The sequence below is a fragment of the Paenibacillus nuruki genome, assembly GCF_963311185.1.
In the GTDB taxonomy this organism is placed as follows: domain Bacteria; phylum Bacillota; class Bacilli; order Paenibacillales; family Paenibacillaceae; genus Saccharibacillus; species Saccharibacillus nuruki.
The window spans coordinates 552,464-564,890 of record NZ_OY725677.1 but is presented as its reverse complement, the minus strand read 5'-3'; the positions used below and the strand labels follow the sequence as shown (position 1 = coordinate 564,890).

13 protein-coding genes are annotated in these 12,427 nt (G+C 38.9%); 2 read left to right on the top strand and 11 right to left on the bottom strand.

Translation table 11 applies throughout. The features are described 5' to 3' along the window. Positions 1 to 25 precede the first annotated feature (25 nt). A complete protein-coding gene (locus tag RCP16_RS02615) occupies positions 26 to 727 on the top strand; it encodes an MgtC/SapB family protein (RefSeq protein ID WP_308641589.1) in 702 nt (233 codons plus the stop codon). A 130-nt stretch (positions 728 to 857) separates the two neighbouring features. Here RCP16_RS02615 and RCP16_RS02610 read toward each other — a convergent pair whose 3' ends face one another. Then, on the bottom strand, positions 858 to 1,475 hold the full coding sequence (locus RCP16_RS02610; protein WP_069329264.1) for a hypothetical protein: 618 nt from the start codon (positions 1,473 to 1,475) through the stop codon (positions 858 to 860). Positions 1,476 to 1,838: 363 nt separating this feature from the next. On the opposite strand from RCP16_RS02610, the gene RCP16_RS02605 reads away from it, so the two are divergent. After that, a complete protein-coding gene (locus tag RCP16_RS02605; protein WP_308641588.1) occupies positions 1,839 to 2,072 on the top strand; it encodes a hypothetical protein in 234 nt (77 codons plus the stop codon). Between the two features lie 2 nt (positions 2,073 to 2,074). Here RCP16_RS02605 and RCP16_RS02600 read toward each other — a convergent pair whose 3' ends face one another. The 10 genes from RCP16_RS02600 to deoR all read right to left on the bottom strand — a co-directional run bounded on the left by RCP16_RS02600 (position 2,075) and on the right by deoR (position 12,155). Continuing rightward, complete coding sequence (locus RCP16_RS02600; RefSeq protein WP_069329262.1) at positions 2,075 to 2,257, bottom strand: aspartyl-phosphate phosphatase Spo0E family protein; 183 nt, start codon at positions 2,255 to 2,257, stop codon at positions 2,075 to 2,077. A gap of 275 nt (positions 2,258 to 2,532) precedes the next feature. Further along, positions 2,533 to 3,834: a pyrimidine-nucleoside phosphorylase gene (locus RCP16_RS02595; RefSeq protein WP_069329261.1), complete on the bottom strand. Its 1,302-nt coding sequence runs from the start codon at positions 3,832 to 3,834 to the stop codon at positions 2,533 to 2,535. A gap of 24 nt (positions 3,835 to 3,858) precedes the next feature. Then, positions 3,859 to 4,572 carry a purine-nucleoside phosphorylase gene (gene deoD / locus RCP16_RS02590; protein ID WP_069329260.1) on the bottom strand — a complete coding sequence of 238 codons (714 nt, stop codon included), beginning with the start codon at positions 4,570 to 4,572 and terminating at the stop codon, positions 3,859 to 3,861. A 305-nt stretch (positions 4,573 to 4,877) separates the two neighbouring features. After that, positions 4,878 to 6,059, bottom strand: a complete 1,182-nt coding sequence (deoB, locus tag RCP16_RS02585; protein WP_137223376.1) for a phosphopentomutase — start codon at positions 6,057 to 6,059, stop codon at positions 4,878 to 4,880. 241 nt (positions 6,060 to 6,300) lie between these two features. Further along, positions 6,301 to 7,485 carry a NupC/NupG family nucleoside CNT transporter gene (locus tag RCP16_RS02580; protein WP_069329258.1) on the bottom strand — a complete coding sequence of 395 codons (1,185 nt, stop codon included), beginning with the start codon at positions 7,483 to 7,485 and terminating at the stop codon, positions 6,301 to 6,303. A 154-nt stretch (positions 7,486 to 7,639) separates the two neighbouring features. Further along, positions 7,640 to 8,047, bottom strand: coding sequence for a cytidine deaminase (locus RCP16_RS02575; protein ID WP_069329257.1), 408 nt, complete (start codon positions 8,045 to 8,047; stop codon positions 7,640 to 7,642). 168 nt (positions 8,048 to 8,215) lie between these two features. Further along, positions 8,216 to 8,881: a deoxyribose-phosphate aldolase gene (gene deoC / locus RCP16_RS02570; RefSeq protein WP_273594547.1), complete on the bottom strand. Its 666-nt coding sequence runs from the start codon at positions 8,879 to 8,881 to the stop codon at positions 8,216 to 8,218. 299 nt (positions 8,882 to 9,180) lie between these two features. After that, positions 9,181 to 10,524: an MFS transporter gene (locus RCP16_RS02565; RefSeq protein WP_069329279.1), complete on the bottom strand. Its 1,344-nt coding sequence runs from the start codon at positions 10,522 to 10,524 to the stop codon at positions 9,181 to 9,183. An 82-nt stretch (positions 10,525 to 10,606) separates the two neighbouring features. Continuing rightward, on the bottom strand, positions 10,607 to 11,065 hold the full coding sequence (locus tag RCP16_RS02560) for a MarR family winged helix-turn-helix transcriptional regulator (RefSeq protein WP_308641587.1): 459 nt from the start codon (positions 11,063 to 11,065) through the stop codon (positions 10,607 to 10,609). Between the two features lie 154 nt (positions 11,066 to 11,219). Beyond that, positions 11,220 to 12,155 (bottom strand): DNA-binding transcriptional repressor DeoR, encoded by a 936-nt coding sequence (gene deoR, locus RCP16_RS02555; protein ID WP_069329277.1) that lies wholly within the window; start codon positions 12,153 to 12,155, stop codon positions 11,220 to 11,222. Between the last annotated feature and the right edge of the window lie 272 nt (positions 12,156 to 12,427).

Here is a 12,427-nt window from a genome sequence, read left to right as displayed (position 1 = left end):
TCTTGCGAAGGAGGAAATTATAGGAATGATATGGATAACAATAGAACATATTTTGCGAGTATTAATTGCAGGATTGGCTGGAGCTATTATCGGATATGAACGGAGTAGTCGCCAAAAAGAAGCCGGGATTCGCACTCATTTTATCGTAGCGGTCGGTTCTTCTTTAATGATGATTATATCCAAATATGGATTTACCGATATGGGAAATTGGAGCAATGTATCCCTTGATCCTTCGAGGGTAGCTTCGCAGATTGTAAGTGGAGTGGGCTTTCTAGGAGCAGGCACTATTTTTATGAATAAGCAAAAAGTAAAAGGATTAACGACAGCTGCCGGTATATGGGCAACAGCTGGAGTAGGGATGGGCATAGGAGCCGGTATGTACACGCTAGGGATCGGAGTCACCCTGTTGATTGTAGTTGTACAATTTGCAATGCATCGTCATCGTAAGCCGCTTGTAGCGACTCGTGTGTCCCATCGTCTAACTGTACGGATCGTAAATCATAAGCAAGCTATCCCATCGATCCTGGATGCGTTGGATCAGCACCAGATTCATGTGTTTAGTTTACATTCTGAAATCGAAAAATCGATGACTGACGCTAAGGAGTCCGTTCCTTCCTATTTACTGTTACAAGCTTCCATTCAATTGAATACCACTATCAAACCAAAAGACCTTGTTCCTCTATTACAATCCCTACCGGATGTACAAATGGTCAAAATAGATGAATAAACTAGCTTTTTCTTTTATAAAGAACACATACCAAAAAGCATCTTGCTACAACAAGAGATTGAACCATTGACTCGTTCAGTTCTTCTAGCAAGATGCTTTTGTTGTATTCTGTATTGAAGTCGCCAGCTTATCAAAAGTTCTGCTTTAACTGTTCAAATTGAGAACGAATGCGATCCCGTACATCGTCTGATCCATTTTTGAAATATTCATGACGCTGATTATTCATACGTTGATGAGCTTCACGTTGTAATTCACGCTCTACTTCATAGGCTTGATCTATTTCTGCTTCGACATCGATCACATCATGCCGACAGACAAATTGAGAACCCAATTGACTCAACACATAATTGAATACGCTTACATTATTTTCTTGCACAATACTGATTAAAGCCATTTGCCCCTCATCTAATGTATACAACGTAGATTGGATCAATCCCATTTCTTGTTCTGCTACTTCATGAGTAAATGGCATACTAATCATCGAATCGATACTGCGTTCTAACAATACACCTAACGGACCTGCAAAAATTCCAATCATTGACCCCAAAAGTCCACCTGTTGTCCATTCACCTGCCAGTGATCCATGTGTACCAAATCCATCCCAAAATACCACTTTGCCTTTTTCTCGTGCTACAATAGCGGCTTCCAAGACAGCATATCCTTCGGTAATACGACTATGTCGAAGAGTAGATAAAGCTCGGTATGCCTTACATTCATCTGTAAAAATAACGGTCACTACATTTTCCATAGGACACCCACTTTCTTTTGTTTAACCAGTTGTAAGCGTTCTCAGATATCGTTTCTTTTATCTTATGCTATTTTCCAATTAAATCAACTTATTTTATCGCAAAATAGTATAAATACTGCGAAATTGAAATATATTTCATTTTTAGTATATTATTTAATATAAAGGAGGGAATGTTATGTTACAAGGTGTAGGTGTATACGGGCTTATTTTATCTGTGATTGTATTGATTGCTTTTGTAATCGCTATACGTTGGTTGGTTGCGAAGTTATTTGCCAAAAGATCTTAATTCCTAGAGTAGAAGTCAGCTAAGATTTTTATTGTACATAAACCTAAATCAATTTGATTAACATGGAGGACAAGGCTATGACACAACCTCATCATTCGTCTACAGAAGAACAGCCTATTATCGAAGTACCTAGAGATTCTTCTTTTAATAGTGTAACCGAGCATAATCATACGATTTTAGGCGTGCCACGTACTGGAAATATCGAAAATATCTCGGATATGCCTGCTCCAATACGTTGGTTTGGCTATATTGCTTTTGGAGCTATTGTTGTAGGTGGTGTAGCTATCTTAGCAATTGGACTATTGATGTAGTGTTATAACATATTCATATGTGTTCGTTTATAGAGGGTAGCATATTGATTATATTCATTGAGGGTCTCATCCAATTGTTGGGATTTATCTAAAACACGGTTATCTGAGAATCCGTACATTTCAGCCAATTGGTGCATTTCTTGACGTTGTTGCTCGATTTTCTGTAGGCATTGGTGTAAATTCAATGTACCTCTCTACTCCTTTCTTCTTATGTCTAGTAAATGTATTACGATTTATATTTATTGCATACAGAATATTCAATTTGGATAGATAGTCTATACTATATATCGATCCATTTTAGCCATTTTTTGAATAGTTCCCAAGTCTAATTTATTCGACATTATAATCGAATTTTCTATTAACTCTATATCCTTAAAACAGAAAAACCCCCGACCAGAGTGAACGTAATGTTCAATCGTCGAGGGTTTGTCTATTTTAATCTATTAAAAAAGGATCTCTATTACTCCGTTACTGTTCCGTATACTAATGTTGGAGCGTCAGCATGATCTGCTATACGAATACTCTCGTATAGTTTTTTCAATACATCGTCTACATTTTCACGGTTAGCATGAATTGTTACTAAAGAGTCGCCCACTTTAACAGCGTCGCCTACTTTTTTGTTCAACATCAAGCCTACAGCAAGATCGATTTCGGATTCTTTCGTTGCACGACCAGCGCCTAACAACATTGCTGCTGTACCGATTTCATCCGCTACCAATTCAGCTACAAATCCATCTTCTTTCGCAGGAACTTCGATCAAGAATTTCGCTTGTGGCAAACGTTCTGGTTGATCTACAACCGAAGCATCTCCACCTTGGCTTGCAAGGAATAATTTGAATTTCTCCAACGCTTTACCGTTAGCAATAACTTCTTTCAATTTTTCTCTTGCTTCTTCTAGTGAACTTGCTTTACCTGCAAGATATACCATTTGGCTTCCAAGTGCCAAGCACAATTCTTCCAAATCAGCAGGACCTTCACCTTTTAATGTATCGATTGCTTCTTTTACTTCAAGAGAGTTACCGATTGCTAGACCTAGCGGTTGACTCATATCTGAGATAACAGCCATTGTTTTGCGTCCTACGTTGTTACCGATACTTACCATTGCATGAGCCAATTCTTTAGCATCTTCTGCTGTTTTCATAAATGCGCCAGCACCTGTTTTAACATCCAATACAATAGCGTCTGATCCAGCAGCGATTTTTTTACTCATGATTGAACTTGCGATCAATGGAATGGAGTTTACGGTTGCTGTTACATCACGCAAGCCGTATAACTTTTTGTCAGCAGGTGTTAAGTTACCACTTTGTCCGATAACAGCGATTTTGTTTTCATTCACTAATTTGATAAATTCTTCGTTTGTGATTTCTACATGGAAACCTTCTACTGCTTCTAATTTATCGACTGTACCGCCTGTGTGACCTAGACCACGACCAGACATTTTAGCTACTGGAATATCCAATGCTGCTACAAGAGGAGCCAATACCAATGTTGTAGTATCGCCTACACCGCCTGTAGAGTGCTTGTCGACTTTGACTCCTTCGATAGCGGATAGGTCGATTGTATCTCCAGAGTTCACCATAGCCATCGTTAGGTCTGCACGTTCGCGCTCTGTCATGTCTTTGAAGAAGACCGCCATTGCGAATGCGCTCATTTGATAGTCAGGAATTTCGTCGTGTGTGTAACCATTAATAATAAAGTTAATTTCTTCGGTTGTTAGTTCTTTACCATCACGTTTTTTTTCAATAAGGTCTACCATTCTCATAATTATTCTAGCTCCTTGTACGTTTTATTTTTGGAAAGAGATTGCTGCATCTAAAGCAACTTCCATCATTTCGTTAAATGTAGATTGTCTTTCTTCAGATGTTGTTTCTTCACCTGTTAGCAAGTGATCACTTACTGTTAAAATGGTTAATGCGTTTACGCCAAACTTCGCTGCTAATGTGTACAATGCACTTGTTTCCATTTCAACGCCTAGTACGCCGTATTGCATTAACAATCCTGTAACGGTTTTGTCGTCACGGTAGAATGAATCTGAACTGAATACGTTACCGACATGCAAATTCAGACCTTTTTCTACGCCACGATCATAAGCAGCTTTGAGTAAAGGGAAACTTGCTACAGGTGAGAAATCGTATCCGCCGAAAATATGACGGTTCATACTGGAATCTGTACAACATGCTTGTGCCAAAATCACGTCACGAACACGTACATTTTCTTGCATACCACCACATGTACCCACACGGATCAAGTTTTTGACGCCGTATTCGCTGATCAATTCATTCACGTAAATGCTGATCGAAGGCAATCCCATACCTGTACCTTGTACAGAGATACGGTTACCTTTGTATGTTCCTGTAAATCCAAGCATACCGCGCACTTGGTTATAGCAGACTACATCTTCAAGATACGTATCTGCAATGTATTTAGCACGTAATGGATCGCCTGGTAAAAGAATCGTTTCAGCGATTTCGCCAGCTTTTGCTTCAATATGAACGCTCATTTTATAAAAACCTCCAAAGTATGTGTTTAGGTTTGATTTGCTTGGTTGTACCGCTACGGCTAACGGATTGGGTTCCGCTCTCTGGTAAGGATAGATATCTTGAAAGACTGCTGATGCAGTCGATATCTATCCTTACGAGGAGAGGCTACACTCCAATCCGTTAGCCTTCGCTCTGTGCGGATGCAACAATATCACAAAAACATAAAGATGGGTGGTCGGCGCTGGGGACTCGCTTGACCGGGGAAACAACAAATTAGAATATTTAACATTGAGCTTATTTACAACTCTGATCCGTGTTTTGAATATTACTTAAGATCAGACAGGAAGCTTGTGCCGTATTCTGGGCTTGTTACACCGAAGTTTTCGGCTACAGTTGCAGCGATGTCTGAGAATGTTGTGCGTAATGGCAATTCTTTACCACCATTTGCAAAACGTTTGGAATAGACAAGTAATGGTACATATTCACGAGTATGATCTGTACCTGTGTAGGTTGGATCATTACCATGATCGGCTGTAATGATCAATAGATCATCTTCTTCCATACCTGCAAATACTTCTGGTAAGCGAGCATCGTATTCTTCCAGTGCATCAGCATATCCTTTAGGATCGCGGCGGTGTCCGAATAGAGCATCAAAGTCAACCAAATTCAAGAAGCTTAGACCGTGGAAAGGCTTCGCTAGTACGTTGACCAGTTGATCCATACCGTCCATATTAGACTTGGTACGAATCGATTCTGTTACGCCTTCGCCATCGTAAATATCAGCAATTTTGCCGATAGCAATCACGTCTAGACCTGCATCTTGCAAAGCGTTCATTGTCGTCGGTTTGAACGGTTTGAGTGCATAATCATGACGGTTGGATGTACGTTGGAAATTACCGACTTCACCGATAAATGGACGAGCGATAATGCGTCCTAACATGTACGGATCTTCCAGTGTAATCTCACGACAGAATTCACAGATTTCATACAATTCTTTCAAAGGAACAACATCTTCATGTGCTGCAATCTGCAATACGGAATCTGCAGAAGTGTAGATGATAAGTGCGCCTGTTTTCACATGCTCTTCGCCTAGCTCATCCATAATTTCTGTTCCACTTGCCGGTTTGTTACCAATGACTTTACGTCCTGTTTTTTCTTCGATCCGCCCAATCAATTCATCCGGGAATCCATCTGGAAATACACGGAACGGTGTATCAATATATAATCCCATGATCTCCCAGTGTCCTGTCATTGTATCTTTACCACGGGATGCTTCTTGCATTTTAGTGTAATAAGCAAGTGGTTGATCTGCTACAGGTACGCCTTGAATCTCACTGATATTCGATAATCCTAGACTTGCCATATGTGGCATGTTAAGTCCACCATTTTCGCGTGCAATATGTCCGAATGTATCTACATCAACATCTCCAAATTCAGCTGCATCTGGTGCTTCACCAATACCTACTGAATCCATAACTACTAGATGAATACGTTTAAATTCGCTCATTTGTATTACCCCTTTCAACTTTTCAAAATGTCTACAGTGTTCATATACCCTACTCTGTCCAAAATGCGCAGTAGAGCATTTGGTTGCTATCATGCTTATGCAACAATAGTGTACCAAATGCTCTATGTTATACCTATATCTGCTTTTTGAAAAGTAGGTAAGGAATTCTGCGATCATTTATGAATTCTAAATCTACGATCACGATTCATATTCATAGGTTGTCATATACTCAAGTGATCTTTTATTTTAAGAACAGACCTGTAATTGTAGCAGAAAGCACACTTACTAGTGTAGCACCATATAATAGTTTCAGTCCAAAACGAGCTACAACATTACCTTGTTTCTCGTGTAGACCTTTAACCGCACCAGCAATAATACCGATTGAAGAGAAGTTAGCGAATGATACTAAGAATACAGATACGATACCTAGTGTACGTGAGCTAAGTTCTGTGTGTTTCACTAGATCTAGCATCGCTACAAACTCATTGGATACTAATTTCGTTGCCATAATACTACCAGCTGTTACAGCTTCACTCCAAGGTACACCCATCATGAATGCAAATGGTGAGAAGATATAACCTAAGATTTGTTGGAACGTAATACCGAAGATTAATCCGAATAGACCGTTGATCATACCGATCAATGCTACGAAACCAATCAACATTGCTGCTACAATAATAGCAACTTTGAATCCGTCTAAAATATATTCGCCCAGCATTTCGAAGAATGACTGTTTCTCTTCTTCTTGTACTTCTAGAATATCTTCTTCTTTTGTAACAACATAAGGATTGATAATGGAAGCGATAATAAAGCCACCGAATAAGTTAAGCACTAATGCAGTCACAACATATTCAGGTTTCAACATCGTCATATATGCACCTACGATAGACATCGATACCGTAGACATAGCAGATGCACAAAGCGTATACAGACGGTGTTTAGGAAGCGCACCGATTTGTTTTTTAACAGAGATAAATACTTCTGATTGACCTAGGATCGCAGATGCTACAGCATTATACGACTCTAGTCTACCCATACCATTTACTTTACTGAGCACAAGACCAATGTACTTAATAATAAACGGTAGAATTTTGAAGTATTGCAGAATACCGATCAATGCTGAAATAAATACGATAGGCATAAGAACACTTAAGAAAAATGGTGTAGAACCTTCTGCAAAGACAAATCCACCAAATACAAAACTAATACCTTCACCAGCATATGCTAATAAATGTGTAAAGACAGTTGCAAATCCTCCGATTACCCATGTACCAACGACTGTATTAAGGAGCACGAATGCTAAAATCGCTTGCAGTACAACCATGACAAATAATGGACGATAACGAATACCTTTTCTATTATTACTTCCCAAATAAGCTAATCCAAACACCAAAAGAATACCCAAAATTGCGATAATATAACTCATAAATAATTAGCTCCCATTCTGCACTCTGCTTCATAATCATAACCACGTATTTAAAATCTTTTGAAACAAATTGAAATAATCAGAAATTATACATTAAGCGCTTACATTATTCGTAAAAAAGAACAAATCCTTGCGGATACATTCTTTTTTTGGATTATTCTGCTGGCTGACTATGATCCATGTCATGCGCTTGGAAAAATCCTGGTAACATTTGAGCTATTGTCCACTCGGTAACATCACCTTTAAGGTTAGTCAGGTATACTTTCGTATTCTCATCACTAAATTCAGCAATGACTTGACGACAAGCACCACAAGGAGAGACCGGACCTTCAGTATCCGCAACGATCGCAATCGCTTCGATCTTGCGTTGACCTTCAGATGCAGCTTTGAAAATAGCTGTACGTTCTGCACAATTGGTAAGACCATAAGAAGCATTTTCCACGTTACATCCCCCGTAGACTTTACCGTCTGCGAGCAGTGCAGCGCCTACTTGAAACTTGGAATAAGGTACATATGCATTTTTACGTGCTTCTATTGCTGCTTGAATCAATTGATCTTTCATGGATAGGTCTCTCCTCTAACGGATAAGATATTTTGCTTTGCAAAAATCATTTTTAATTCTAATAGAAGAAGTCGCATTTATGATGCCAAATGCTTTAGGTAAGATATTTTGCTTTGCAAAAATCACTTTTGATCTTACTAAAAGAAGTCGCATTTATGATGCCAAATGCTAGTAAGAAGAAGTTCCTTCTTCGCCTTCAACGATTTTGACGCCAGAGCTTGCACCGATGCGTGTTGCACCTGCTTCAACCATGTTGTTTAAATCTTGAAGATTACGTACGCCACCAGATGCTTTAACACCAACATCAGGTCCTACCGTTTTGCGCATCAAAGCTACGTCTGCTGGTGTTGCTCCACCTGTAGAGAAACCAGTTGATGTTTTAACAAAATCTGCTCCAGCTTTGACAGACAATTCAGAAGCACGAACTTTTTCTTCGTCTGTAAGTAGGCAAGTTTCGATAATAACTTTAACTAAAGCTTTACCTTTAGCAGCATTAACTACGGCTTGGATATCACGTTGCACTAGCTCGTTATTACCATCTTTCAAAGCACCGATGTTGATAACCATGTCTACTTCTGTAGCACCGTTTGCAATCGCATTGCTTGCTTCAAAAGCTTTCACTTCTGGAGTTGTTGCTCCTAAAGGGAATCCGATAACCGTACATACTTTGACAGGGCTACCTTTTAATTGTTCTGCACAATAAGCTACCCATGTTGGGTTAACGCATACAGATGCGAACTCATATTTTCTAGCTTCTTCTGTCAATTTAGTCACTTCTGCTTGTGTAGCATCCGCTTTCAATAACGTATGGTCGATCAATTTAGCTAAATTCATATTGTTAATCTCCTTTGAGTGAATGGTTTGTTTGACAAATAACTGTTCAGCTCTTACATCCACATCATAACACCATGTTGAACATATGTAAAACAGTTTTTGAAATTATGTTCACGACAAATCAAAGGCTTACAGCACAGCTTTATTTTTTGCGCAGGCTGTTCCTATTTTAACACTATGTTACTTGAGATGTCATGTACTAAAATAACTTTCATTTTCAAAAGCTATTTATAAGTAACCGATTGCATAGTGGAATAAAAAAAGACTTCAGGTCATTGATCTCCTGAAGTCTCGTTACATTATGCTTTGCGTGGTAGTGAAGAGGATTTGCCTGTCATTTTCGATTGAGCATAATAAAGTACGATAATCACAATCGCTAACAAGGCTTGTACCGAAAAGATATTGCTAAATACATATCCATCTGCATACACTGCTACTGGATTAAAATGAACTGAACCATGATTCGCTTCGATCATTTTACCAATAATACTGGTTGCCATCGCTCCAGCTATAAAGTTAAGTAAAGAGAATAATCCCATACCTACTCCTACTTGATCTTTGGTCAATGTACGTGAAATCGTGTTAGACATCGCAATCTGCATAAACGTCTGACCCACATTACCAAAAATAAGAATAAACATCACCACATAAGGAGACACCCCAACCAAAGTCGATAACGTAATAAAACAAATAAAGATTAATGTCGTTGCAATATAGACTAATAATGGGTTGCCTTTGCGATCAGCTAACTTACCGCCCTGACGACCTAGAAAAGCAGAACAAATCGCAGCCGGGAACATAATTAGTCCAATCAGTGCTGGAGATAGTCCATTCAATCCACTTAAAAATTGTGGAGTGACATAAGGTAGTCCAAAGCTAAGTCCTGTTGCCAAAAATGCAATCAACAATCCAAAAGAATACTGTTTATTGCTGAATAATTTGGGCTGAATAAAAGGCTCTGCCGCTGTACGTATCCGAACAATAAATAAAATCAATAAGATGGCACCAATTATAGCGTACATCCACTGCCCTTGTGAGATCGCTAATAGTAACATCGCTACAGTTCCACCTAGCAAGATGCCACCGATCCAGTCGATCTTCTGCGCTTCTCCTCGATAATCATCTAGATATTTACGGAAAAATGGTAAAGCGATTAAAGGAAATAACGATAGTAAAAATAAAAATCTCCAGCTTCCAAAGCTCGTAATCAGACCTGCAACGATGGGTGCAATAGCGGTTCCTAATGATAATCCAATCGCTGTTGTACCGAGAGCACGTCCCCTTTTTTCAGGTGAAAAATAACGAACAGGCACAATCATAGCGGTTGCTGGGATAACCGCAGCTCCGGCGGCTTGTAGAACACGCCCTACAACCATCATCCAAAATTCAGTCGCTGCTAAGCCAACGACAGAACCTAAAGCAAAAAAGATCAGACCGAACGTCAATAAATCTTTGAGTCGGTATTTATCGGCAAGCTTGCCGTATACGACAGAACCTACTGCATAAACAATCATATAACCGGTTAATAACCATGTCACATCGGCGGCTCCAATATTGAACTCTTTACTAATCGTAGGCATCACTACATTGAACATCGAAGCATTCATTACCGAGAATACTAACGTAAATGCAAGTACACGCATTAATTTCTCACCATTGGGATAGACTCTTTCTGTTTCTGTTGCCACTTATGCTGTCATCCTCTCTACGTATACCGTTGCTATTTTATTGATAAACATGAATTAATTTGTTTAATAGCTGTTTGAGATGCTCTAATTCTTCAGCTGTAAATGTGTGTGTCGAACGGCTTTTGACTTCATTAACGGCTTGTTGAGCCTGAATATACTTTTGCTCGCCTGCTGTAGTTAATGTATTTTGCTTCATACGAGCATCATCAGGATGAGCATTACGTATAATCCAACCTCTTTTTTCTATACCATTCATTAAGCTAGTCACGCTTGATTTCTCAATAAGCAGTTGATGTTCTAACTCATGATTGGTAATCCCGGGTTGAATCGCTATTTCGTGCAATGCCTGACTCTGCTGAGAAGTTATATTTAAAGATCGTAACGACTGCTCGATCTGACGCTTGATCGTTAAATATGTTTTTTTGATTAAAGGAGTCGGACTAGATAAAGCATCTTGTGCCTGTTGCTTGTATCTATCTATATCACTCTGACTCAATACATTCCCCTCTTTCTTTAGTTCGAATTCGAACTAATTTTATTTCAAAACAAAACTATTGTCAATACAAGCTTATGAATTAGATATACAAAAAAACAGCCTTCTACTGGATCGTGTAGAGGGCTGTTTTATAAGGCAAATCACTTTTTGATATTTATGTTAATAAAGCTTGAGCTGTAAATTGATCGGTTACCAAAATATTAGCGTATTTGCCAACTAGAGCAGCTTCAATCGCTTCGATTTTACGTTGTCCACCAGCGACCAAAATCGATTTTTCTTTTTTTCGTAAATCAACCAGATCGATGCCTACCGTGCGATCATTGATAGCTGGGCTACAGATATTACCCTGTTTATCAAAAAAGCGTGAGCAGATATCGCCAGCTCCTGTTTGTTGTAACAATCGCTGTTCTTCTTCGTTAAAATAACCCAGTCTGAATAAAAGAGCATCTTCTTTTACAGTTCCTACGGTGAAAACAGCAATATTAGCTTGTCTACCCAGTTCAATAATACGCTGAATATGACGATCTTCATCTACCATTTTTTTAAGTTCAATACTGTCGAAAATAACGGGTAATGGCAAATAGCGAGCAATCGTGTGATACGCTTCTGCAAAAAGGTTGACCGTTTCAGCCGCATAGGTGTTCACATGCGAGTGACTTACCCCGCCTTTGAGTTGTACCACTTCAACTCCGCGTACTTGCTTCTGCTCTAAATGTTCTGCAACAGCATACATCGTAGTTCCCCAGGTCACTCCAATAATATCACTATCTTTAACCGTCTCATGCAAATAATCGGCGGCACGTTTGCTGATATGCTTTTGGATTTCTTTGTACTCATTGATCGGTGAATAACAGACATGTACCGTATCTAATCCATAACGTTTTTTTAATTGTTCTCCAAGTGCATCCAGATCTTCGAGAGGATCTACAATATCTATCCGCACATACCCTTTTTCTTTGGCATACTGTAGTAAGCGAGATACAGTCGGTCTAGAAACGCCTAGCTTGGTCGCTATTTCTTGCTGGCTATGATCAGAAAGGTAGTACAATCTTGCTGTCTCTATACTCAAACGTTGTTTGTCATTATCCACGGCTTTTATCATCCCACATCTCTATCAGAATCTAGCTGAACAGTTCAAACCATCTCATTTCACATATTATACATTTTTTATACATTTTTTAAAAATATATTTCAAGGATCACTATTCATGTGAAATCATATCGTTTTACAGTTGTTAACAGATTTGTATCTACCTTTTCGAAAAAAGTGACTTTCTAGTAACAGATTATATCTCCTTTTTGCAGACAAAATAGCCGTTTGTTTTCAATAATATAGGGTATGAAATAAGAGAGCCTTTGTTTT